The organism is Chryseobacterium sp. HNCC26DJ240, assembly GCF_057180485.1.
Genome location: NZ_JBXUGK010000003.1, coordinates 362766 through 387821, shown reverse-complemented (window position 1 = coordinate 387821; position 25056 = coordinate 362766). Strand labels below are relative to the sequence as shown.

Below are 25056 nucleotides of genomic sequence, written 5' to 3'. Positions count from 1 at the left end.
TTTAACAATAGAGACAATTATTGTTTCACCATAGTGAATTCGCCTTTCGGAAGCGAAAAATCTGGCGAATTTGGACTCTCAAAATCTGGTCTAACTTGACTGATTTTCACTTGCAAAACTTCTTGCCCTCCAATTATTGTTTTTCTCAAAAAGATTGATGCAATCCGGTCAGTCGATTTATCAACAATTTTGCCTCTTAATCTCTTTTCATTAACAATACATTGTGTGCATTTCCATTCTCTGTTATTATTTTCAATTGGGCTATTTGCGGCAATAGAATGTTTTATATACTGATTATTATACACTATGCTAAGATTAGATAATGTATTGAATTGTTCAACTCCACCAACGATATATTGATATTCCCCAATTATTAAATCTTCATAATAGCTCCCATTATATTGTTTTATTTTTTTCTCAAATATAATTTTAAAACTTTTATTTCCACTTGTATACAAAAAAGTACCTTCAAATTGGTTTAGTACGCTATTTATATCTTTTCTATAATAGTTATTTGGATGGTTAAGACCTGACTTACTGATGTCAATAGTAACACTTTGAGATTGGACATTAGAAAAACCTAATGCTAGTATTATTAAAAAAATTGTTCTTTTCATTTTGTTTTTTTAATTACAATAATTGGATTTACTGTTGCAGAATGTGAATTTTCGTTAATGGTTAATTTGCTCCAATTGGTTAAATCAGCGTTTGCTTTATATAGACCTATATTGGTTCCGAACGTAAACTGTAAAAAAACACGTTCATAATTTGGTGACGCCTTTTTGGACTCTTCGTCAAATGCTAACTTAAGTTCTTCATTAACTTTATCGACAATTTCTTTTCTTGAACATCCTATATTTTCAGGTTTATTCCACAATGCTTCAACCATAGCTCCTAACTCTTCAAACAATATTGCATAGGTTTGTTTTACTCCGGAATCATCTTCACAAACTAAAAGAAAACTTGTCATTTTTTTATTATGTGGTGCTGCATAAACTTCCAATAAATATAAGATATAAATATCACTATAAGAAAACATTGGATATGTTGTAGTAGGATGCGTGTGAATCGTAGAATAATAATTATCATCAAATTTTGGTGGTAATTCATTAGTCCCTGATGGAGGAGCTATTTCGCTCGTAACATTACCTGTTGATGACCTTTTGAAATAAATTCCTGTTTCACTTTCAGTATTACCAATATTGTCAATGAAAGAATACATACCATTGGTAATTAAGGGTTTTATATTTGCTTTTGTAGGGTCTAACAGATTCTTAAGATTAGTACAAGGATCTTCAACTATTAAATCCCCGCCATCACCCGTTCCTGTACTGCCACATGCCGGCAACATTCTGTAGAAAACAGTATTTAATCCACAAGGGTCTTTTGGTTTGGGATTGCTAAAAGTACCGCCACCGCCACCACCGCAACCTTCACCACAACTTGGAAATGAGGTATTAGGACCGTCCGGAACATATACAAGAATATTTTTACAAAATTCACCATAGCAAGCTTGGCAGTGATCACAATCATCCCAAAGTTCATGATTTTTACAACTCCAATAGTAGGAGCACATCTCCTCATACATCATCCGATCACTAATATGCGTGTTAGATGAAAGCTGAAAATTTTTGATTTTTATTCTTCCATTTTTATTATCATACTTTTGTCCGACAAAAAGGTCTTCAGGCACATTGGTGAAATTTTCATTTCCAAAAGTTTTATTGTCTACATACATAAAAGTGTAAAACATGTCTTCACGAAACTTTCTATCTATTGACTTGTCGTAGACGATACTTTTAAGAAGATTGTTGTCATAGTTTTTTACTCCTGTAACTCTGTTTTCATCATCAACTGTAGCAAAAAGTATTGAACTTAAAGTTTCGTTGTCGTACGATAGAGGAATCATCAATCCGCTTGAAGTTTCAGTGTATAAAACCTGTATCTTTTCCCAAATAGGCATTCCCTCCTGATCGGGCATTGTTGCCAAAAAGTTGTTTTCTTCGTTGTAAGCTTCCAGAATGCTCACATAATCTACTCCACCACGGTTGGCAAGTCCTCCGGGAGAAGAGTGTTTAAAAAATTCGGAATTGTTTCGTTTGGGATTGTTTTCAGCGAGACTGAGGTCTTCGTTCCTGCACTGCAATAAAGTAAACAGCACAGTCATCATCAGGCAGAGCCTGAGAAATAAATTTTTGTTCATAAATGTGTTGTTGTTTTTAAAGCGTTAAATATATAAAATATTTCCGTTTTCAAAAATAAGAGAAAAACTTTTACAAAAAATGTGGATTTCCGTAAAATGCTAAAATTTTTACTAATAAAAAAAACCGCTGCACTAAAAGTACAGCGGTTTTGAGATTATTAAAAAAATATTACTAACAATACTCGTCGTAAGCAGCCTGAAGATTGGCAGCGATGGCTCCCGCAGGATTTCCTTCGATGTGGTGTCTTTCAAGCATGTGTACCAATTCTCCATCTTTGAAAAGTGCTACACAAGGTGAGCTTGGAGGGAATGGTGCCAAATGTTTTCTTGCCTCAGCTACAGCATCAACGTCGTAACCAGCGAAAACAGTCGTTAAATGATCCGGTTTTTTATCTCCTGTAACAGAATAAACAACTCCCGGTCTTGCAGCACCAGCTGCACAACCACAAACAGAATTGATTACCAAAAGTGTAGTTCCCGGCTGTTTCAATGCTGTTTCTACTGCTGAAGGAGTATCTAAATTTTCGAAACCTTTATCTGTAAGCTCTGCCTTCATCGGCATTACTAAATCTGTTGGATACATATTTTAATTCATTTTTAAATTCGACACAAATTTACAACAATTATATTTTTTAATTGATTTATAAAAACTATTTGAAACTTTAAGAAAAGCAATATTGATAAATATTCATGATAATTTGTTTATTCATAAATTTTTGTTAAATTTGAATAGATTCTAAAACCGATTTTACATGAAAGAAAATTGATTCTTGAGGATTATTTATTCACGTAAACTATATTTCAAATAATAAACTTCCCTCTGACTATTAAATTTGAAGTTTTAGTTTCATAAAAAATGAAGCCCGAAAACAAAATTTCCGGGCTTCTTTAATCAAATCGATATGCAAAGGTTGAATATCCAAAAATATAAATGATGATCTATAATTGATGAATGATATCAAACATCAATTATCATTAATCAATCATGGTTACGAAAGCAGCTTCTTTGCCATTTCGGAAATACTTTTCCCGTCAGATTTTCCGGCTAAGTTTTTTGAAGCTAATCCCATTACTTTTCCTAAATCTTTGATAGATTCAGCTCCGGTCTCGGCAATGATTGCTTTTATTTCAGTTTCCAGTTCTTCGGCAGATAGCTGTTTTGGCAAATACTGCTCGATTACTTTCATCTGTGCATCTTCCACTTCGGCAAGGTCATTTCTGCCCTGAGCCATAAACTGGTCGTAAGAATCCTTACGCTGTTTTACCATTCTCTGAAGAATAGCAATTTCCTGCTCGGGTGAAACTTCAGCCCCTAAAGCTTCGGTTTTTAATAATAATATTTGCGATTTTACAGCTCTTAAAGAATCTAAAGCTACTCTGTCTTTAGCTCTCATTGCGTCTTTTATCGCTTCGCTTATGATAAGTTCTAAACTCATTTTTATTCAATTTAACAATGTATCAATGTAACAGTTTACCAATGAAATGCTTCGAAAGGCTCAGCATGACAAACATGATTGTTACATTGGTACATTTCTACACTGTTATATTATTTTAGTCAACGTCTTTATTTAAAAATCTGTTTTCTCTGATCTGAATAGAGCCTTCGTTGTTTTCAGACATAAAACTGTGGATGTTTTGATCTGAAGCGTTGGCTCCGTCGATTGCAATGTTTTTTCTCTTGAAAGCCGGAACAGTTTCAAAATCATCCTGTTTGTCAAAACTCTGATAACGGGAATTGAATTCTTTCAGTTTGTTTCTTCTTTCCATTACCTTTTCCTGATCGGCAGGTTTGTTTACAAAAGAAAACTCAGATTCTGTATGTTTTGGAGCTTCTGTCTCGGTTCTTGTCTGAAAGGCTTGTGGCTGTTCCTGAACCGGAGTAAAAGTTTCAAATTTCTGAACAGGCTCTTCAATTTTTCTCTCGATTACTGCTGAAGTTTCCACTTCATTTTTAGGTTGTCCGAAATCATATTTAGGCTCAGAAACTGGTTCATTTACGGTAAAATTAAATTCTACAGGTTTTTCCTGAGTAAAACTGTTGCTAAAATTATCCTGCTTCGGCTCTTCTTTTTTGTTTTCAAAATCAAATGAGAAAGACTGAGTTTCCAGATCATTAGAATCATCTTCAAAAGTAAACAGATTTACGCTTTCATCCTGAGAAGATTCATCGTTTCTCCAGCTGTGCGTGAAGCTTTCTGACGTATCTTCCTCTCTGTCAGAGAATTTAATCACTGTTTCTACTGATTCTTCTTCAATAATCATTTTTTTTTCAGAAGACTGCAACTTAAATTGTGGCAAATCCTGCTCTTCATCATCTAATCTGAAAAGATTTTTACCTCCAAAATCGTAACCCTGCTCAGGCGTTGTCTCTCTCTCTTCCTTTGTTTTGAAAGGAGAAGCTTTCGGAGTTTCTAAGGTATCATTTAAACCAATTCGGATTTTCTCAGTTGGCCCTGAAAATTTTTGGTTATCATTAGAAAAACCTGTAGCAATAACCAATACGCTTACTGCATCGCCCAATTCTTCGTCTGCTCCCACCCCAAAAATAATATCTGCCGTGTGACCCGCTTCTTTCTGGATGTAATCCATGATGATACCGATTTCGTCCATCGTAGCTTCTTCCACCCCACTTCTGATCAGCAACAACACGTTTCTTGCACCGGTAATTTTGTTGTCATTCAATAACGGAGAGTCTAATGCCTTTCTTACCGCTTCTTCAGCTTTGTTTTCGCCTGAAGCCATACCTGTAGACATCAATGCTGTACCGGAATTCTGAAGTACAGATTTAGCATCTCTAAAGTCAATGTTTACATCAAAGTAACCTGTAATAACCTCTGCCATACCTTTTGCAGCGTTGGTCAACACTTCATCGGCCTTTGAGAAACCCTGTTTGAAACCTAAATTTCCGAACTGTTGTCTTAATTTATCATTATTGATTACAATAAGCGAATCAACGTTATTTCTTAATTTTTCAAGACCTAATTCAGCCTGATCCAATCTTCTTTTACCTTCAAAGCTGAAAGGAACAGTAACGATTCCTACGGTAAGAATTCCCATGTCTTTTGCCACTTTTGCAATTACGGGAGCAGCACCAGTTCCGGTACCACCGCCCATTCCGGCAGTGATGAAGACCATTTTGGTATTCTGTCCCATTGCAGCTTTGATATCTTCGATGCTTTCGATTGCAGATTTTTCTCCTACTTCAGGATCTGCACCTGCACCAAGACCTTCTGTGATGGTAGTTCCCAACTGTACTTTATTGGCAACAGGATTATTATCTAAAGTCTGGGCATCTGTATTGCAAATCACGAAATCTACCCCGTGAATTCCTTTTTCGTACATGTGCTTCAGGGCATTGTTACCACCGCCGCCGACACCGATTACTTTTATGATTGAAGAATTTCCTTTTGGCAGATCAAACGAAAACCCCTGTGTTCCTATATTTTCCATATCTATTTTTTTACTAATTAATAATTGATAACCGACTCCGATATTCGATGAGAAAATCTTCATCGCTTATCATTCATCATTTATATTTTACTCTACTTCTTCAAAGAATTTTTTAACTTTTTCCATCAGCGACTGTCCGAAAGTGGGCTTAGCCTGTCTTTTTTCAGATCTCGTTTCAATTTCAGACTGCGGAATATAAGCAGGTTGCTCTACCTGCGCTGGAGCAGCATTTGCTTCGTTATCAACTGCTGCAACTGTATCATTCTGCACTTTCGCTTTAGGCTCTTCCACAATCTCTTCCTCTTCAGGAAGATTTGCTTTTTTATCTCTGATTTTTAAACTTTCCATTAAAAGACCAATAGAAGTTGCAAATTCCGGTCCTTTAAGATACTGATTTTTATCGTTGGCAACATATTCATTTGCAAAACCAATTCTGCTGTCGAAACCTGTAGTGTAATTGGCTAACTGACGAAGATGTTTTAAGTTTGAACCACCACCTGTCAGTACAATTCCTGCGATTAATTTTTTCTTCTGATCAAATGCGCCGTAAGCCTTTAATTCTGTATTAACCAAGTCTAAAATTTCTTCCACTCTTGCGTTGATGATCTGTGCTAAAGTTTTAAGAGAAATTTCCTTATCAGGTCTTCCGTGAAGTCCCGGAATCGTAACGTAAGTGCTGTCTTTTTCCAATTCAGGAACTGCAGAACCGAACTTAACCTTTAATTGCTCGGCATGCTTTTCTATAATGGAACATCCTTCTTTGATGTCTTCAGTGATAATTCCACCACCGTAAGGAATCACACAGGTATGACGGATAATGCTGTCTTTGAAGATCGCAATATCTGTAGTACCACCACCGATGTCTACAATAGCGACACCCGCTTCTTTTTCTTCCTTGGTTAAAACTGCCTCCGAAGATGCTAAGGGTTCCAAAGTAAGCGCTTCCATTTCAAGACCTGCCTCACGAACGCATCTTGCGATGTTTCTGATGCTTCCCATTTGCCCAACGACAACGTGGAATTTAGCTTCCAAACGGCTTCCGTGCATCCCGATTGGCTCCTGAATTTCTCCTTCAGAATCTACTTTGTACTCCTGAGGAAGTACGTGAATAATTTCTTCTCCTGGAAGCATGACCAGCTTTTTCACCTGATCTTTTAATGCTTCAATATCATCATCTGTGATGAATTTGTCCGGATGTTCACGCATAATATAATCTGAATGCTGAAGCGAACGGATGTGTTTACCCGCAATCCCCACTGTAACTTTACGGATGGGCACTCCCGCGCTTGACTGTGCCTCTGCCACAGCTGCTTTGATTGAATTAATTGTCTGTGAAATGTTATTCACAATACCTTTGTGTACACCAAGACTTTTGGCCTTCCCCACACCGAGAATTTCTATTTTCCCGTGGGCATTCCTGCGTCCTACAATGGCGACAATCTTGGTTGTCCCAATGTCAAGACCTACTGAATACTCTTGATTTTCCATTGTGTTATATCGATTTGATTTTATTCCTTAATTTATTTAATAGGATTTCATCCTATCCTTTGTTATACCGTCCCTTTGGGACTTTTTTATTCTATTTTTACCTTAGCTTTTGTTTTCGGCTTTGCCGCCGTTTTCTTTTCCGGAGTTTTCTTTTTCTCCTTTGGTTTTGCAGTTGTTTTGGGCTTCACCGATTCTTTAGGTTTTGCTGAAGCTGCTTTTTTCTCTGCCGGTTTTCCTCTTACTTCCTCCTTTTTTGCTGGAGCTGCTGCAACCGGAGTTTTAGCTAAATCTTTATGTCCTGCTTTCAGAATACTGTCGTTTTCTTTAAAATAGGGATTCAGCGTTGTCACAATCTGATTATCATATTTCACAGAAACCATACTGTACTTTTGTGAATCCTGAAATATCAGAAACTTTTCCACAAATGTTTTGAAACCTTTTACTTTAAAATCTATATGATCCAGATCTCCGATTTCCACTTTATAATTTCCTTCACTGGTCAGCAGGTAATAACTGTCTTTATGTTTTGAAATTCCAATAAAATACTTTTTACTGAAATCGTCTTTATCAATTTTGCTTACCAGCTCTGCCACTTTTTCATATTCGTCTTTCTTCACATTTCCCGTCACCAACATGCATGAATGCGAATAGGTTTTCGAAATTGGAAATTCAGTTCCTTTTTCATCAACATAGAAATCTCTCCGGTTGTAATTTAACCGGAACACCGGAACTCTCTGTTTGATATCCAAATGCAGCTTTCCATTTAAATTCAAATAAACATTGGCACTGTCAACCGCCGGAAGTGCATTGATCTTCTTTTCAAGCTCCGGAATATTTAAATCTCCCACTTTGCCGGAAGGATTTTCTTTGATGACGATTTGCTTGATATCTTTTTCATCAATAAAGTAAACTGGCGTCTTCTCATTCATTTTTACAGAAATTTTCTCATCCGTAATCTTCTGACCACTGAATTTCTTTAACGAGAAACTCAGCAGGAAACCAAGAATGATCACTGTGATGGCAATTTTTAAAATTCTGTATTTGTTTTTCATAAATGAGTTACGGGTTTAGCGTTCCGAGTTTTTGGATTTTCTTAACGCTAGGGTCGCAAGGATTTTTTTTATTATTGTTTCTATTTTTTCGGTCGCTAAGGCGTTTCACTCAGCTAATGTTAGCTGAAAATATCTTATTCAGTTGTTTTTTGTAATATTTTATAATTTATTTACTACTCTTTTTACGCCGTCTTTAAACAGGGTGGAATGAAAATTTAAAATCATTCCTAATTTCAGTTCTGTGATTCTTAAATAATTTAAGATTTGATAGAAATGGTAGCTGTTCAGTTCTGGCACTGCTTTTATTTCAATAATTACTTTATTTTCAATTAATAAATCAACTCTGAAAGCTTTTTCAATAATCAAACTTTCATAATTAACACTTATATCTTTTTGACTTTCAACATTGAGGCCTTTATTTTTCAGCTCATGAACTAAACATTGTTCGTAAACGCTTTCATAAAGACCAACTCCAAGTTTACGATGCACTTTCATTCCTGCATCAAATACTAAATTTGAAATTTCATTTTCCGTCATTGTGTTTATATTTTTTTGAATGTTTTTTTCAGCTGTCATTTGCTGAGTGAAACGCCCTTGCGAACGTATAACAAACGAATCACTTAATTTTCTTCGCGACCATAGCGTTAAATGTATTTTCAGCTAAGCCACTCGCAAATCGGATCATACAGTGTGTCTATATTTCCTGCTCCAACCGTTAATAGGATGTCAAATTCCTTTTCTTTTATCTTATTAAACGCTTCAGATAAATTTGAAATTTCTTTTTTATCTAAAGTCACTTTTTCTAATAACCAGTCTGAAGTAATGCCTTCAAAATTCTCCTGCAGCTCTCTTGCGGGATAAATATCCAGTAAAATCAGTTCTTCTGATTTGTTTAAGCTTTCAGCAAATCCATCTGCAAAATCTCTCGTTCTGCTGAATAAATGGGGCTGGAAAACCACCAATAATTTTTTGTCAGGGTAAAATGTTTTAATTGAACCCACAACCGCATTAATTTCTGTCGGATGATGCGCGTAATCGTCAATGTAAATTTTACCGCTTGGATAAATGTGTTTTGTATATCTTCTTTTGATGCCTTTAAAATTGGCTATAGCTTTCTTTAAAGTTTCAAAATCAACTCCTAAATTGTGCAGGATGGCAATCGCAACCGTTGCATTTTCTACATTGTGAATTCCCGGAATTTCCCAGACAAACTCTTCGACAAGCTCAGAGTTACTTTCCTGATTTTGCGCATGAAAATCGAAGTAGATTTTATCATGCTCCATTCTCAGATTATCTGAGTAATAATCAGCTGTTTCATTGACAGCATACGTTTTATGTGCTCGTCCGATTTCAATGCCTTTTCTTACAAAAAGCTGTTTATCATCAGGAATCAGAGCTGCAAACTGTCTGAAACCTTCTTCAATGGTATTTTTATCTCCATAAATATCCAGATGATCGGCATCTGTGGAAGTGATCACCGCCCAATCCGGAGAAAGGTTGAGGAAACTTCTGTCGTATTCATCGGCTTCCACAACAGAAAATTCTGTTCCGTTAAACAGAAAATTCGATTTAAAATTCTCTGCAATTCCACCCAAAAAACATGAAAAAGACAGATTTGCCTCTTTACACAAATGCGAAACCAAAGACGAAGTTGTTGTCTTTCCATGAGTTCCTGCAACTGCAATACAGTCTGTGTTTTCAGTAATTAGACCTAAAACTTTTGCACGTTTTAAAACTTCAAAACCATTTTCATTAAAATAATCTAAAATCCCCAGTTTTTTGATTGCCGGAGTGTAGATGACCAAAGTATTTTCTTTCTGAAGTGACGAGATTTTATCATCAATAACATCTTCAAAAACAATCTCGATTCCTTCGCTCATCAAAGTTGAAGTCAGTTTTGTATTGGTTTTATCATAGCCCAAAACATTCTTGCCCGAAGCATGGAAGTAGCGTGCCAAAGCACTCATCCCGATACCTCCGATTCCGACGAAGTAAAAATTCTGATATGTATTTAAGTTGTTCATTTTTTTTAATTTGAGATTTGAAGTTTGAGATTTGAAATTGAAAATTCTCTTCTCATGGCATCCTTATCTCTTTACTTAATTATTTTAAATATCTCATCCACAATCTCTTTCGCCGCATTGGGTTTGGCGAAATATTTCATGTTTTCAGACATTTCTTTTCTCAAAGATTCATTCTCACAGACTTCTGATAATGTCGACCAGAATCTTTCTTTCATTTCTGAATCTTTCACCATTCTTGCGGCATTTTTATCTACCAGAGTCATCGCATTCTTAGTTTGATGATCTTCTGCTGCAAAAGGAAACGGCACCAAAATCACCGGTTTCTGTGCAACCGCTAACTCTGAAATCGCAATCGCTCCTGCTCTTGAAACAATGACATCAGCTGCGGAATAAGCGGTTTCCATATCTCTGATGAATTCTTTCAGCTGGATGGAAGTTGGAAGCTGGAGGCTGGAAGACAATTCTTTGTAATCCAATTTTCCGGTTTGCCAGATGAGTTGAAATCCTTTTTCCTGAAATTGTGCTAAATTTTCTTTCCATCCGTTGTTTAAAGTTCTTGAACCCAAAGAACCGCCAACTGAAAGAATTGTTAATTTATTTTTATCTAAACCTAATTTCTCTTTAGCTTCAGCAGTTTCCTGCATTCCCGAAATGATGTTTGAACGAATCGGGTTTCCCAGAAAAAACACTTTCGAATTTGGGAAAAACTTTTCCATATCCGGATACGCTGTGAAAATAGCTTTTGCTTTTTTCCCGTTGGCTGTATTGGTTTTTCCGGGAAGAGAATTCTGCTCCTGAATAAAAGTCGGAATTCCCGCTTTTGCTGCCATAAATAAAGCAGGTCCGCTTGCAAAACCACCCGTTCCTACAGCAAAATCAGGCTTAAATTCTTTTATTATCTTTTTTGCTTTAATCAAACTTGAAATAAGCTTGAAAGGCAATCCTATATTTTTAAGCAAATTCCCTCTGTCGAAACCTGCGATGTTTAATCCTTCTATTTTGTAGCCGGCTTGCGGAACTTTTTCCATTTCCATCTTACCATTGGCACCGATGAACAAAAATTCTGCGTCAGGAAATCTTGTTTTGATTTCGTCTGCAATAGCGATAGCCGGGAAGATATGTCCTCCTGTACCGCCACCGCTCATGAGAACACGGATGACTTTTGGCTTTTGGCTTTTGGCTGATTGATTGTTCATTTTTTTATATTATTGATGAATGATGATTGATAAGCGATGTGAAATCATTTATAAATTATCATCCATCATTTATTTTAAGCTATGTCATTAATTTCTGCTACACTTTGTTTTTTGCCGATTCCCTCTTCATCATACACCTGAATTCTTGAGCTTACACTTAAAACAAGACCAAGCTGAATGTAAGTTACCAACATTGATGTTCCACCATAACTTATGAGTGGCAATGGCTGACCTGTAACCGGTATTAGATTGACAGCAACGGCAATATTAACCGCCAACTGTACAAAAATCATTACTCCAATGCTCAGTACCAGCAACGATCCGAAAAAAGCAGGCATTTTGCTGGCAATCATCACGATTCTTACAATCATAATGAGATAAAGGGCAATTAAAAATCCGGCACCCAAGAGTCCATATTCTTCAACAATAATGGCAAAAATAAAATCGGAAGCAGACTGAGGAAGCATTTGCTTTAAAGCACTCTTTCCAGGCCCCATTCCGGTAATTCCACCGTGAACTATGGCTGCTTTTGCCTGCATGACCTGATAGTTTTTTGCTTTAATGCTTTCATCATCTACATCAGCAGTCTTTGCCTTGCTTGAAGTAAATGTTTCAATACGGCTCATCCATGTGTGAACACGGTTTCCGCCGATTAAATTTGTATTTAAAGCTACCAGAAGAAACAGGATAATTGCCACAACCGAAGTTGAGATAAAACCTGCTATATATTTCCAGTTGAGTTGCCCTATGACTAAAATAATCACAGAAACCATTAAAATCATCAATGCTGTAGAACCATTGTCTTTGGCAACCAGCAAAAAGACAAGCAAAATAGGTCCGAAGATAAATCCTACATTTTCGCCAACTGTTCTCTCTCTTGCGATTTTTTTGGTTAAATATCTACAGAGGTAAATAATCAGCATTAAAAATGCAAATGACGACGGCTGGAATGAAAACGGCGTTCCCGGAATTTTAAGCCATCTCGAAGCACTTGCTCCATCAATAGTTTGCCCTGTAAACATCGTTAAAACGAGCAATCCGCACATCACGATGAGCAATCCCATGCTTATTTTACCGATGTGCTCATATTTTACCATTCCCACCATTCTCATCAGTCCTAAACCTAATAAAAGGAAGAACATGTGCTTTACAATGTGACTTGTGGTAGTACCGTTATTAACGATATATTCCAAATTTGAACTCGCAGAATAAACAGGGAAAATAGAAAAAATGGAGATCAAAATAATGACCATCCAAAGCACTTTATCGCCCTTTAGAAATTCAAATTTCGGATCTGTAATCTGTTCGTTCATACTTTATGTGTTGGCTTCTGGCTAATTGCCATTGGCTTTTAAAACTTGCTCCTTAAACTGATGACCTCTGTCTTCATAATTATTGAAGAGATCAAAACTTGCACAACATGGCGAAAGTAAAACCGTATCTCCGGATTTCCCTAAAGATTTTGAAACTTTCACGGCTTCCTCCATGCTTGATGTGCTGTAAATCAGCTCCTTTTTACCTTTGAAGAAGTCGATAATTTTTTGATTATCAATTCCTAAACAAACAATTGCCTTTACTTTTCTTTTAACTAAATCTTCAACTTCTGTGTAATCATTTCCTTTATCTACACCCCCTACAATCCAGATTGTTGGATTTTTCATGCTTTCTAAAGCATAGTAAGCCGCATTGACATTGGTTGCCTTACTGTCGTTGATGAATTTTATACCATTAATCTCTGTAACCAATTCCAGTCTGTGCTCAACTGCCTGAAAGGTCATCAGTGAATTTCTGATACTTTCATTGTTGATTTCCAATATTTTACCTGCAATTGAAGCAGCTAAACTGTTGGCAACATTATGATTTCCCAATAAAGACAATTCATCAATTTTCATGGTGAACTGGTCTTTCAGATTAATCTCAATATTTTCTCCGTTAATAAAACCACCTTCAGCCAGTTTTTCTTTGGTAGAAAACGGAATCATTTTAGCCTTAATCTCAAATTTTTCCAGAATATTTTTGCTCATTTCATCATCTTTATTGTAGATGAAAAAATTGTCATTCTCTTGGTTTTCAGCTATTCTGAATTTTGCCAAAGCATATTCTTCATAGTTGTAATTGTACTGATCAAGGTGATCTTTAGACAAATTCAACAGCAGAGAGATATAAGGTCTGAAATTCTGAATATCATCAAGCTGGAAAGAGCTCACTTCCAAAACATAATATTCATGGTTTTCGTCGGCCACCTGTTTTGCAAAACTGTAGCCTATGTTTCCGCCTAATCCTACATTTAATCCGTCATTCTTAAGGATATGATAAATGAGAGACGTCGTTGTCGTTTTACCGTTGCTTCCGGTGATGGCAATGATCTTCGCATCTGTAAATTCCGCAGCAAATTCTATTTCCGAAGAAAGTCTGATGCCTTTGTCTTGAATTTTGGTGATCATCTCAGCCTTCTTGGGAATTCCAGGGCTTTTTACAATCCAGTCAGCATTTAAAATTCTTTCCTCATCATGATTTTCCTCTTCAAATTCAATCTCATTTTCAGTCAGAAACTGTTTGTACTTATCCTTAATGGCACCTTTGTCTGAAAGAAACACTTCCAGACCTTTCTTTTTAGCCAAATAAGCAGCACCACAACCGCTTTCCCCTCCTCCTAAAACAACTATTTTCATAAACTTGCTTTTTGCTTTTTGCTGTTGGCTATTTGCCTACAGCTTACTGCTGATTTTTATCTCATTTTCAATGTAATAAGACAAACTATCGCCATCATAACCCCTATGATAATCATCCTGTTAACGATTTTACTTTCGTGGAAACCGTCTTTCTGATAATGATGATGCAGAGGAGACATTTTAAACAATCTGTTATTCTGGGCATATTCCAACCCGAATTTTCTTTTTCTGTATTTGAAAACAACTACCTGAAGCATTACAGATATGTTTTCAATTAAAAAGATCCCACATAAAACAGGAATCATCAGTTCTTTTCTTAAAATAATCGCTAAAACAGCGATCACTCCGCCGAGCATTAAACTTCCGGTGTCCCCCATAAAAACCTGAGCCGGATAGGTATTGTACCAGAAAAACCCAATCACCGCACCTACCATGGCGACGGCAAAAATGGTGGTTTCACCCATATTCGGGAGGAACATAATGTTGAGATAATCTGCAAAAATGATATTCCCTGAAACATAAGCGAAAAATGCCAGTGCAAGTAAGATAATCGTACTCGTTCCGGCTGCGAGACCATCAATCCCATCGGTGATATTGGCACCGTTTGAGACTGCTGTTACAATGAAAATTACAATCGGGATGAAAACAATCCATGCCCATTCGTGCGCTTCGGCATCATCCATCCAAAACAAAATTCCACTGTAGTCAAACTCGTTGTTTTTGGTAAACGGAACTGTGGAAACCGTGATTTTTTCAGTGGGAGAAAAATTCTGTTCAACATTATTTCTGTTGACTACTTTAGCATCAGCGTACTTTCTTTTTACCGTAATATCGGGATGAAAATACATGGTAACACCCACAATCAGCCCCAAACCAACCTGCCCTACGATTTTAAACTTTCCGCTGAGACCGTCTTTATTTTTCTTTACTTTCTTTAAATAATCATCAATAAAACCAATTGCGCCCATCCAGACTACCGAAACAATCAGTAAAACGATGTACACATTGGTAATTCTGGTAAACAGTAAAACAGGAATCAAGGTTGCAATGATGATAATCAAACCGCCCATGGTAGGAGTTCCTTCTTTCTGTTTCTGCCCGTCTAATCCCAAATCACGCACCAGCTCGCCCATCTGTTTTCCTCTCAGGTAATTGATGATGTTTTTACCGTAAATAAGAGCAATCAACAAAGACAGCAACACCGCCATTCCTGCACGGAAAGAGATATACTTCATCATTCCCATTCCCGGAATGTGGATGCCTTGGCTCGTTAGATATTCGTATAGATAATACAGCATATTGCTTTTATTTAAATTTTATTTGCTCATTAATTGCCATAGCTCTGTAATGACTTCCTTATCATCAAAATGATGCTTCACACCATTGATTTCCTGATAATTTTCGTGGCCTTTTCCGGCTACGACGATAATGTCTTTTGGCTCGGCAAATTTTATTGCCATTTTTATCGCTTCTCTTCTGTCGGGAATTGAAGTGTATTTGCTGAAATTCTGAGGTTCAACCCCCGCTTCAATTTCCTTTATAATTGCATTTGGATCTTCTGTTCTTGGATTGTCTGAAGTGATGATTGCCAAAGTGGATTTCTTTGATGCAATATTCCCCATTTCTGGTCTTTTTGAATGATCTCTGTCGCCTCCGCAACCGAAAACCGTTATCAGTCTTTCGTTTTTGGTTCTGATTTCGTTGATGCTGTCCAAAACATTTTCTAAGGCGTCCGGGGTGTGAGCATAATCCACAACGAAGAAAATTCCGCCGTCAGATTTAAAGGTTTCAAATCTTCCGTTGACTCTTTTCAAAATGCTGATGGCCTGAAGAATTTCGTCCTGCTGAAAACCTAATTCAGAAGCAATTCCGAAAACCAAAAGCAAATTGTAGACATTAAACTTACCTGTTAAGGTCGTCCAGAATTCTTTTCCATTGAAATTGAGAAGCATTCCGTTGAAATCCACTTCCAGAGTTCTTCCGTGGTAATCTGCCATCGTTTTCAAAGCATAGGATTTCTTCTTTGCTTTGGTGTTTTGAAGCATCACATTTCCGTTTTTATCATCCACATTGGTGATGACAATCGCTTCATCATTTAATTCATCAAAAAATCTTTTTTTCGTTTTTAAATATTCATCAAACGTTTTATGATAATCTAAATGATCGTGGGTAAGATTGGTAAATCCTGCTATTGTAAAGGTTAAACCTTCAATTCTGTTTTGAGAAATACCGTGAGAACTTACTTCCATAAAAGCAAATTCACAACCTTCCTCAACAGCCTGAGCCAAAATTTTATTAATGGTAATTACATCTGGAGTTGTATGTGTAGCCGGAATGACTTTTTCACCGATTCTTATTTCTACCGTTGACAATAAGGCGGAATCATAGCCTAAATTTTTAAATACATCAAACAGCAAAGTAGAAACAGAAGTTTTTCCATTGGTTCCCGTAACTCCGATTAGCTTTAATTTTTGTGAAGGATTTCCATAAAAACTGGAAGCTAAATGCCCAAGAGTTTTTGATGAATCTTTTACTTTGATGTAGGTAATATTTTCATCTAAATTTTCCGGAAACTCCTCGCAAACAATTACTGTTGCACCTTTTTCTATTGAAGACTCAATGTAGGAATGGCCATCCGCAACCGTTCCTCTCACTGCAATGTACAATGAGTTTTCGGTTACCTTTCTGCTGTCAAATACCAAAGCTGAAACCTCTTTTTCAAGAGTTCCTGTTGTTTCCAGAATTTGGATTCTTTCCAATAATTTGCTTAATTCCATATACCTACATGTCGGTGATTCGCACCTCTAATTCATTTACTTTATTTTATTCTACCACCATTTCGCAACTTCGTTGCTTTCCTTCTATCATTTTTTAATTCTGAAGGGTCAGATAAATCCTTTGATTTTTACTAATAACCGTGCCTTCGAGTGGAAACTGTTCCTTAATCCTTCCAACTCCTTTAAATTCAACCCGATAACCTAGATTTTCCAATTGAGGAATTACATTTTTGCCGATTAAACCGACAACAGTGGGCATTTGTTTATTATTAACTGCTATTTTTACATTAGGTTCAACCAGTTTATTCAGGTTTACCTTTTTATCTACCAGCATCTCCTTTTCAACATTCATTGGCGTTTTTAAGAATGTTTTTCCAGCAATTTCTTTAAAAACCGGTGCTGAAACCGTTCCTCCATAAAATCCTTTAGCCGTATTTGGCTCACTAATCATGACGTAGCAGGTGTATTTGGGATTGTCTGCCGGATAAAATCCTGCAAAAGATGATCTGTATTTCATCGGACCCGGAAGCCAATACTCAAATCTTGCTGTTCCGGTTTTTCCTGCCATTTTTAGATTGGGTGTGAAAATACTTCTTCCTGTTCCTTTTTCAACCGCTTTGGTTAAAGCATCAGTCATCATTTTTAACGCTTTATCAGAAGCCATCTTTTTAACCATGACCTGTGGTTCTGCTTCGAAGGTCACTTTTCCGTCCTGCATAATTTTATCGATGAACAGAGGTTTTACCATTTTACCTTTGTTGGCAACACCATTATAGAAAGTCGCTAACTGCAACAGATTGATGTTGGTTGAATAGCCGTAACCAATTGATGCTAAAGTTGCTGCATTCCAAACCTTTTTGTCTTTTGGAGTAAGAATTCTAGGCTTTGTAATTCCCGGAAGTTCTATATCCATTTTATCAAATAACTTCCATCTTCTTAAATGATCTAAAAATATTTCGGGATTATCTGCATAATACTGTGTGATTAACTTTGCAGTTCCCACGTTACTTGATTTCGCCAGAACATCACTTATTTCATAAACACCACCACCGTGACCATCGTTGATCCTTTGTTTTGCGTAAACCCACGAGCCGTTACCAACATTTACCGTTGTTTTTTCGTCGATGAAACCATCGTCCATTGCCGCCAAAAGTGAAATTACTTTGAAAGTCGAACCCGGTTCGATATTATCTTTTATTGCATAATTATAAGCATCAACATATTCGCCTTCCTTATTTTGCTGAAGGTTTACCATAGCACGAACTTTTCCGGTTTCCACTTCCATGACGATTACAGTGCCGTGTTTTGCTTCGAAATTAATCATCTGTTTTTCTAAAGCTGAATGCGCAATATCCTGAATTCTAAGATCTAAAGTTGTGTAAACATCCTGCCCGTCGACAGGCTCTTCAACCTTCCAATAATCAATTGGTTTCCACTGCGATGAGTTGATTCTCTGCTCGAGACGTTTGCCGTCTTTTCCCCGAAGATATTTTGAGAAAGCACCTTCAAGACCAGAGGTGTACTGCCCGTTGTCCATTCCAATCGTTCCTGAACCTATTTCGGTAGTAGCCAACTCTCGCTTATAATTTCTTTCTACTATAAAACCTCCTTTATTTTTTCCTCTTTTAAAAATCGGGAATTTTCGGATTCTGTCATACTGATCGAAATCAAGACCTTTTACCAAAGAATAATATTGATTTTCTTTGCCTTTTTTACGTTGCTCATCAAACCTTTTGCGGTATTCTGCTCTGGGCTTTCCGAACATTTTGCTTAAAGAATCGCTGAGCGCACCGATATTGTTGGTATAAACGGTATCCCGCATTGTTTTAAAATCAAGATAAACATCGTACCTCATCACGGTTGTCGCCAAAATAGATCCGTCTGAGGCAAAAAGATTACCTCTTGCGGCTTTCAGTTTAGCTTCACGGTAATTTTTGTTGATATAATCTTCTTTGATTTCGGTAACATTGGTATTCTGCAGCAATACAATTCTTCCCATGAAGAGTGCAAATACGCATAAAGCCACCACTGCAAAGAGGTAGCCCCAACGTAATGTTTTCTTACGTTTGTTGTCGTATTCATTTTGATTCTGCATCCGTACTGTCCAGTTTTATTAGTAGTTTATGCGGGTGGCTTTCGAGCGTCATCAGAGAATCCTGTGCGACTTCTTTTCCAAGCTCCGATTCCATTTTTACTTTGATGAGTTTGCTCTGAGCGTAAGCATTTCTTGATTTAAATTCTTCTGTTTCTTCTTTTAAAGCATTTACAATTTTTATTTTCTGATTTACTAAGTGGTTGGTGTAAATCATCGCCATCATCAGCACAAAAAGCAACAGAAAATACTTGTAATGGGCTTTCACCTCATCCCGGTTCAGAAAATTCCCTTTTACAATATCTATAAAAGTGAGTTTTTTCTGAGGTTTGTATGTATTTCTTTTTGCCACGTTTTTTATGGGTAATGAGTAATTGGTAATAAGTAATTTATTGCTTATTACTTATTATTTATTGCTTATATTTTTATTCCTGTTCTCATTTTTGCACTTCGCGCGCGTGAGTTTTCTTCAATTTCCTGATCATCAGGGATAATTGCCTTGCTCTTTACCAACTCAAATGCTTTTTCGTAATTTCCGTAGATATCGCGCTGTGGTTCCCCTTCAAACATTCCGTTTTTCAAAAATCTTTTTACTAAACGATCTTCTAATGAATGATAAGAAATCACAACCAATCTTCCGTCCTTTTTTAAAATGTTGTAAGACTGCACTAGCATTTCTTTCAAAACATCCAGTTCCTGATTCACTTCAATTCTGATGGCCTGAAAAAGCTGCGCATAAAATTTATTCACTTTATGAGGTGGCAGATAACTGAAAAGTTTTTTCAAATCTTCAGTAGTTTCAATTACCTTATTTTTTCTGTGATGAACGATGTCGCGGGCTAATTTTCGTGCCTCCCTCAGTTCACCATAGTAGTAAAATATATCTGCTAAAGACTCTTCGTCGTAATCGTTAATTACTTTTTTTGCATCCAGACTCTGCATGATATTCATTCTCATATCCAGCGGAGCGTTGCTTCTGGTTGAAAAACCACGAACTGCTTCGTCAAACTGATGAGAAGACACACCTAAATCTGCCAAAACTCCGTCAACCTTTGAAATTCCGTACATCAGTAAAGAATTTTCAAGAAATCTGAAATTCTGATTGATCAGCGTAAATCTTGGGTCATCGATTGTATTTTTAAGCGCATCTAAATCCTGATCAAAACTGAACAGCTTCCCTTTTTCTGAAAGTCTGCTCAAAATCTCTCTGGAATGACCGCCGCCACCAAACGTACAGTCTACATACACGCCGTCCGGATTCGTCACCAAATCATCTACACTCTGCTTTAATAAAACGGGATTATGATACATGTTAAGTTTGTGTTTTTCTATTGTTTACAATCAGATTTCAGCAATTTATTCTTCGTTAAAAGAACCCATCACCTGCTCGGCAAGATTTGCAAAATCCTCTTCATTGGTTGAGATTACACTTTCGTAGGCATCCTTGTCCCAAATTTCAAAAAGTTCACCTGCGCTGGTAATCACGATGTCTTTCTGAAGACTCGAGTACTGCGTAAGATCTTTTGAAATCTGAAGCCTTCCGGCATTATCCAGCTCTACGGTTTTCACACCTGCCGTAAACATTCTAATAAAATCAGCATTCTGCTTGTTGAATCTGTTGAGTTTATTAATTTTGTCCATCATTTTATCCCACGCATTCATAGGGTAAACTTCAAGGCACTTTTGGAACACAGAACGCTTTACCACAAAGGTTTTGTCATCAAAATCCTCCATCTGCTTTATTAAAGAAGAGGGTACTTTGAGACGGCCTTTGTCGTCTATTTTGCACTCATATGTTCCAATGAAATTTCTCATTTGGGACAAAATTAGAAATATTTTTCCAAAACCTCCCACTTTTTCCCACTTTTTGACTTAATGTTAATAAGTTTTACTTTTGAGCTCAAAAAATGCTCTTATTAACTGATAATTTGGAAGTTGTAAAAATTAGTAACCAAAGTGCATACGAGACTTTTAGAAAAAACTCCCTAAAATGTGCAGTTGTATGTTATTTTTATTTTAAATTAGGCTTGGCAAAATATTTGTGACGTTTAATTTGTATTTTTGCATGGCTTTCTTAAAGCATATTTATGATATTCAAAACAAAAAAAGAGAAAAAATTCGCCTTTGTGGAAGCGGGAGAAGGACATCCATTGGTACTGTTGCACGGTCTGATGGGTGGTCTCAGCAATTTTGAGAAGATGGTAGACTTTTTTTCTGAAAAAGGTTTTAAAGTTTACGTACCTCAGCTTCCCATATATGACCTTCCGGTGCTCAACACCAATCTTACTACAATCGCCAAATACGTTATTAATTTCATTGAAACTAATATAGGAAAACCAGTAACCATCGTTGGCAACTCCATGGGTGGACATGTCGGTTTGATATTAACACTGGCTCGCCCTGATCTTGTGCAGAATCTTGTGCTGACAGGAAGTTCAGGTTTATATGAAAGAGCTTTCGGGGACAGTTTTCCAAGAAAAAACGACCGTTCATATATAAGAAAGAAGGCAGAAGAGGTTTTTTATGATCCTACTGTAGCTTCTGAAGAATTGGTAGATGAAGTTTTCAGTGTTGTAAATGACAGAATGAAAGGTATAAAAACTGTGATGCTGGCGAGAAGTGCCATCAAACACAATATGCTGAATGATCTTCCCAAAATTTCAAGACCAACCTGTCTGATCTGGGGAAAACAGGATAATGTCACTCCACCGGATGTTGCTATAGATATGAACAAATTTATTCCTGATTCAGATTTATTTTGGATTGATAAATGCGGACATGCAGCGATGATGGAAAAACCTGATGAGTTCTGTGAAATTCTCTACGCTTGGTTAAAAAATAAAGTTAAATAAAAATAAGACAGCCATTAAGAAATTTCTTAATGGTTTGTTTTTCTAAAAATATATATTATGGTCATTAAAACAGCCACTTTTGTAAAAAGCAGCGGAAAATGGCAGGAATGCCCTGAACCCAACATGCCGGAATATGCTTTCATCGGCAGATCAAACGTTGGCAAATCTTCTCTCATTAATGCGATGATGAATCATAAAGATTTGGCAAAAACTTCAGGAACGCCTGGTAAAACGCAGCTTATCAATCATTTTTTGGTGAACGAAACGTGGTATCTTACAGATTTACCAGGTTACGGCTATGCAAAAGTTTCGAAAACCCTCAGAAAAGATTTTGAGAAATTGATTACCAATTATATTCTGAACAGAAAAAACCTTGTGAATCTTTTTGTTTTAGTAGATTCCAGACACAAGCCACAGGCGATTGATCTTGAATTTATTCAATGGTGCGGTGAAAGCGGAGTTCCGTTTTCTATTGTATTTACAAAGGCTGACAAACTGAAACCTAATGCAGCAATAAAAAATGTTGAAGACTATAAAACCGAACTTCTTAAAACCTGGGCAGACCTTCCCGAAATCTACGTTACATCGGCAGAAAAAAAAGAAGGTTGCGCAGAGATTTTAAGCTTCATCCAGACAACGAATGAATTTTTAATTAATAACAGCGTTACCTTCGATGAGTAATATTATCTGGAAAATCAAAACTTTTGATGAGTTTACTGTGCCCGAACTTTACGCTGTACTGAAAGCAAGAATCAATGTTTTTGTAATAGAACAGAACTGCCCTTATCCTGATCTTGATGATTATGATCAGAAGGCGATTCACATTTGGGCGGAAGAAGATGGTGAAGTTTTAGCGAACTGCAGGATTTTTGACCAAGGAATAAAATATCCCGAAACTTCCATCGGCAGAGTTTTAACGACGGAAAAAGCGAGAGGCAAAAATTTGGGAAGGCAACTTATTGCATACGCCGTTGAAACTATTGAAAACCGTTTCAAAACTTCGCAGGTAAGAATTTCAGCTCAGGATTATCTGTTGAAATTTTACGGTGAATTTGGATTTGAAGATACCGGAAAAAAATATCTTGAAGACGGTATTCCTCATACAGAAATGCTGCGGAAATAGTCACCGCATTATTTTGCTGATGTAAATATTGATCAGCATTACATATAAAAATATTAAACCCGAAGTTCTCTTCGGGTTTTTTTCAGCAATATGTTTTTTCTTTAAAGATAGATTATGGTTTCCAAAAACTCCATACAGTACCATTATACACGGCAAGTTGTTTTTTGGTAGTGTCATATACCATCATTCCCGGAGCAGGACTGATGATATTGAGATGTGGGCTTGCAACCTTTGGAAGAATCATTGCCTTATCGCTGTCAGATAACACCAGTATCCCAGATGTATTACCTGGGCTGGCAACATCACCAATGACTGTTTTTGCAGTTGAAATCTCTGTTTTCGCTTGTTGTATCGATACATCTGCAACACCTGAGGTATCTACAGACAAATCAAACCAGCTATTATCTTTCAGATATTTTACCTTATAGTCGGTGGTGTCATAAATCACTGTCCCATTTTCTGTGATAGATGCTTTGTTTTCTATGTAAGGTAATATTAAACCTTTGTTTTCTGCCTCATTGAATTCAAGAGAAACAGCGTTATTGGTAACCGTTGGTTTTCCAATTGCTATTTGCGATTTTACTTCTACTCCCGCAATAAGTGCCAATATAATAAGAATGTTGTTTTTCATAATATGTTTTTATTTTAGTTACTGATTCATTTAGAAAGATCATTGATGAAGTGTCTGTGAATTATTACTCAATGACAGCATCATTGTTTAACCTCCATTCATGTTTACAACTGGTGCAGTAGTACCAGCACCACAGCTAGAGCTTGCTACCACAAGACAAACATTACCCACATTATTACTGAGGTTGGTACTTAGTCCTGAAATATTCGCCGCTCCATTGGTGAAGGCTGCCGGATTACTTCCACAGCTGGCATTCAATTGCCCTGCAGCATTTGTTACATTTACAGTGATGGTAGCTGTGGTATTTGCATTAACTGAATATCCCGATGCCGAAATAGAGTTTGCTCCCGGTGTCGCAGTAGTTGTTCCTCCTGTAAGACCTGTTACTGTAACATTAGGGATTGTTGCGATTCGAAGACCCGATGGAAGAGTGTCTGTAAAGTTTAATCCGGTTTGGTTAGCGTTTCCTACAGCAGTATTACTGATTGTAAAAGTATATGTTGCATTTCCTCCTGCGGTTATGATTGCAGGAGATACACTTTTAGAGAGCGAAGCAGGAACGGTTAATGTAAAATCCTCATAGAGATAATAAACTCCTTGCCCGGCTGTAAGATTTGTTGTTCCGGGTCTGAATTGCCCAAAAGTAACAAACTGCTCAGTTCCTGTTGCAACATACGGAAGCGTAACTTTTACCCAGTTAAGGCGGGATGCGGCTCCGTAAACAGCTGTATTAGAACTTGGTATTAAGACTCTTCCAACTCCGAAATCATTTTTAATTGAAGTATATCTTGGGGAAGTATTACCTACTGTATTGGCCAGCGTAGGTGCAGCAGTTGAAAATACTGCTCCTAAGAACCCCTGTTCTGCACTTGGCAGGTCTTGAAAAGTAATTCCTGAGGGTTGATTAAAATTAACAGGTTGGCTTCCGTATAAATGAGCTACGTAAAATGATAGAGTGTATGTAGCTCCAGCTACCAAAGTGCTGGGAAGCTGTGTCGTCATATATTCTTTATAATCTGTTGCATTGATGGAAGTTCCTCTAAGTTCGAGATAAGTTCCTGCATAGCCAGTTCCAGTGCGTGGCAATATCTGATCAGAAAGTTTAAAATTTCCCAAAGTATTAAAATAATCAGGGGTTCCGGCTAATGCTCCCATGGGATTCGTCCATCCTGTAGCTCTTACGATTTGAGAATAGTTGTCAGGTATTTGAGAGTAAGTTTCAAACCCTGTATTATTAATCATATTTTGAGCAGAAAAGATGGAGCTTATTATTAGAGCAGTAGCTATTGTTAATTTTTTTGTTTTAAATAAAATCGAATGATTCATAGTATTAAAATTTAATTTTTAATATTCCTTGTTTAGAAATTCATATTCCAAAATGATGTTGCTGGCTCGGGCAATGATATATTGTTGAGTGAATGCATTGTTATCTGCCTGGGCAACATCTTGCTGTCTATACTACATTGAGTATTTTATCAAATCTGACTGTTCTTGGT

General features: G+C 36.8%; 23 protein-coding genes. 3 read left to right on the top strand and 20 right to left on the bottom strand.

What is annotated here, in order from left to right:
* Nucleotides 1–17 precede the first annotated feature (17 nt).
* The 18 genes from AC2A1G_RS07950 to mraZ form a co-directional block, all read right to left on the bottom strand.
* Nucleotides 18–617: a DUF6705 family protein gene (locus AC2A1G_RS07950; protein WP_484046381.1), complete on the bottom strand. Its 600-nt coding sequence runs from the start codon at nucleotides 615–617 to the stop codon at nucleotides 18–20.
* The gene (locus AC2A1G_RS07945) at nucleotides 614–2203 is read right to left on the bottom strand and encodes a hypothetical protein (protein WP_484046380.1); all 1590 of its coding nucleotides are present in this window, start codon (nucleotides 2201–2203) and stop codon (nucleotides 614–616) included. Before AC2A1G_RS07945 ends, AC2A1G_RS07950 begins: the two co-directional genes overlap by 4 nt.
* Before the next feature lie 172 nt (nucleotides 2204–2375).
* Complete coding sequence (locus AC2A1G_RS07940) at nucleotides 2376–2786, bottom strand: BrxA/BrxB family bacilliredoxin (protein ID WP_484046379.1); 411 nt, start codon at nucleotides 2784–2786, stop codon at nucleotides 2376–2378.
* 406 nt (nucleotides 2787–3192) lie between these two features.
* On the bottom strand, nucleotides 3193–3639 hold the full coding sequence (locus tag AC2A1G_RS07935) for a GatB/YqeY domain-containing protein (RefSeq protein WP_484046378.1): 447 nt from the start codon (nucleotides 3637–3639) through the stop codon (nucleotides 3193–3195).
* 115 nt (nucleotides 3640–3754) lie between these two features.
* On the bottom strand, nucleotides 3755–5653 hold the full coding sequence (gene ftsZ, locus AC2A1G_RS07930; protein ID WP_484046377.1) for a cell division protein FtsZ: 1899 nt from the start codon (nucleotides 5651–5653) through the stop codon (nucleotides 3755–3757).
* A gap of 87 nt (nucleotides 5654–5740) precedes the next feature.
* Nucleotides 5741–7141 (bottom strand): cell division protein FtsA, encoded by a 1401-nt coding sequence (gene ftsA, locus AC2A1G_RS07925; protein WP_484046376.1) that lies wholly within the window; start codon nucleotides 7139–7141, stop codon nucleotides 5741–5743.
* An 86-nt stretch (nucleotides 7142–7227) separates the two neighbouring features.
* Nucleotides 7228–8193: a cell division protein FtsQ/DivIB gene (locus AC2A1G_RS07920; RefSeq protein WP_484046375.1), complete on the bottom strand. Its 966-nt coding sequence runs from the start codon at nucleotides 8191–8193 to the stop codon at nucleotides 7228–7230.
* 159 nt (nucleotides 8194–8352) lie between these two features.
* Nucleotides 8353–8730 (bottom strand): GxxExxY protein, encoded by a 378-nt coding sequence (locus AC2A1G_RS07915; protein ID WP_484046515.1) that lies wholly within the window; start codon nucleotides 8728–8730, stop codon nucleotides 8353–8355.
* 119 nt (nucleotides 8731–8849) lie between these two features.
* The gene (murC, locus tag AC2A1G_RS07910; RefSeq protein ID WP_484046374.1) at nucleotides 8850–10217 is read right to left on the bottom strand and encodes a UDP-N-acetylmuramate--L-alanine ligase; all 1368 of its coding nucleotides are present in this window, start codon (nucleotides 10215–10217) and stop codon (nucleotides 8850–8852) included.
* Between the two features lie 71 nt (nucleotides 10218–10288).
* Nucleotides 10289–11413 carry an undecaprenyldiphospho-muramoylpentapeptide beta-N-acetylglucosaminyltransferase gene (gene murG / locus AC2A1G_RS07905; RefSeq protein ID WP_484046373.1) on the bottom strand — a complete coding sequence of 375 codons (1125 nt, stop codon included), beginning with the start codon at nucleotides 11411–11413 and terminating at the stop codon, nucleotides 10289–10291.
* A 74-nt stretch (nucleotides 11414–11487) separates the two neighbouring features.
* Nucleotides 11488–12726, bottom strand: a complete 1239-nt coding sequence (locus AC2A1G_RS07900) for an FtsW/RodA/SpoVE family cell cycle protein (RefSeq protein ID WP_484046372.1) — start codon at nucleotides 12724–12726, stop codon at nucleotides 11488–11490.
* Nucleotides 12727–12747: 21 nt separating this feature from the next.
* Nucleotides 12748–14085, bottom strand: coding sequence for a UDP-N-acetylmuramoyl-L-alanine--D-glutamate ligase (gene murD, locus AC2A1G_RS07895; RefSeq protein WP_484046371.1), 1338 nt, complete (start codon nucleotides 14083–14085; stop codon nucleotides 12748–12750).
* A gap of 56 nt (nucleotides 14086–14141) precedes the next feature.
* Nucleotides 14142–15383, bottom strand: a complete 1242-nt coding sequence (gene mraY / locus AC2A1G_RS07890) for a phospho-N-acetylmuramoyl-pentapeptide-transferase (RefSeq protein ID WP_262150042.1) — start codon at nucleotides 15381–15383, stop codon at nucleotides 14142–14144.
* An 18-nt stretch (nucleotides 15384–15401) separates the two neighbouring features.
* On the bottom strand, nucleotides 15402–16862 hold the full coding sequence (locus tag AC2A1G_RS07885) for a UDP-N-acetylmuramoyl-L-alanyl-D-glutamate--2,6-diaminopimelate ligase (RefSeq protein WP_484046370.1): 1461 nt from the start codon (nucleotides 16860–16862) through the stop codon (nucleotides 15402–15404).
* Nucleotides 16863–16956: 94 nt separating this feature from the next.
* A complete protein-coding gene (locus AC2A1G_RS07880; RefSeq protein WP_484046369.1) occupies nucleotides 16957–18957 on the bottom strand; it encodes a penicillin-binding transpeptidase domain-containing protein in 2001 nt (666 codons plus the stop codon).
* On the bottom strand, nucleotides 18941–19306 hold the full coding sequence (locus tag AC2A1G_RS07875) for an FtsL-like putative cell division protein (protein WP_484046368.1): 366 nt from the start codon (nucleotides 19304–19306) through the stop codon (nucleotides 18941–18943). Before AC2A1G_RS07875 ends, AC2A1G_RS07880 begins: the two co-directional genes overlap by 17 nt.
* 65 nt (nucleotides 19307–19371) lie before the next feature.
* The gene (rsmH, locus tag AC2A1G_RS07870; RefSeq protein ID WP_484046367.1) at nucleotides 19372–20265 is read right to left on the bottom strand and encodes a 16S rRNA (cytosine(1402)-N(4))-methyltransferase RsmH; all 894 of its coding nucleotides are present in this window, start codon (nucleotides 20263–20265) and stop codon (nucleotides 19372–19374) included.
* 45 nt (nucleotides 20266–20310) lie between these two features.
* A complete protein-coding gene (mraZ, locus tag AC2A1G_RS07865; RefSeq protein WP_484046366.1) occupies nucleotides 20311–20769 on the bottom strand; it encodes a division/cell wall cluster transcriptional repressor MraZ in 459 nt (152 codons plus the stop codon).
* A gap of 272 nt (nucleotides 20770–21041) precedes the next feature.
* On the opposite strand from mraZ, the gene AC2A1G_RS07860 reads away from it, so the two are divergent.
* From AC2A1G_RS07860 to AC2A1G_RS07850, 3 genes are read left to right on the top strand one after another with little or no spacing between them, the layout of a single operon-like run.
* Nucleotides 21042–21806 carry an alpha/beta fold hydrolase gene (locus AC2A1G_RS07860; RefSeq protein ID WP_484046365.1) on the top strand — a complete coding sequence of 255 codons (765 nt, stop codon included), beginning with the start codon at nucleotides 21042–21044 and terminating at the stop codon, nucleotides 21804–21806.
* A 57-nt stretch (nucleotides 21807–21863) separates the two neighbouring features.
* The gene (gene yihA, locus AC2A1G_RS07855) at nucleotides 21864–22487 is read left to right on the top strand and encodes a ribosome biogenesis GTP-binding protein YihA/YsxC (RefSeq protein WP_484046364.1); all 624 of its coding nucleotides are present in this window, start codon (nucleotides 21864–21866) and stop codon (nucleotides 22485–22487) included.
* Nucleotides 22480–22929 (top strand): GNAT family N-acetyltransferase, encoded by a 450-nt coding sequence (locus AC2A1G_RS07850; protein WP_484046363.1) that lies wholly within the window; start codon nucleotides 22480–22482, stop codon nucleotides 22927–22929. Before yihA ends, AC2A1G_RS07850 begins: the two co-directional genes overlap by 8 nt.
* A gap of 112 nt (nucleotides 22930–23041) precedes the next feature.
* Here AC2A1G_RS07850 and AC2A1G_RS07845 read toward each other — a convergent pair whose 3' ends face one another.
* Entirely contained in the window at nucleotides 23042–23536 is a 495-nt protein-coding gene (locus AC2A1G_RS07845) for a hypothetical protein (protein ID WP_484046362.1), read from the bottom strand.
* Nucleotides 23537–23647: 111 nt separating this feature from the next.
* Nucleotides 23648–24802 carry a DUF7933 domain-containing protein gene (locus AC2A1G_RS07840; RefSeq protein ID WP_484046361.1) on the bottom strand — a complete coding sequence of 385 codons (1155 nt, stop codon included), beginning with the start codon at nucleotides 24800–24802 and terminating at the stop codon, nucleotides 23648–23650.
* Between the last annotated feature and the right edge of the window lie 254 nt (nucleotides 24803–25056).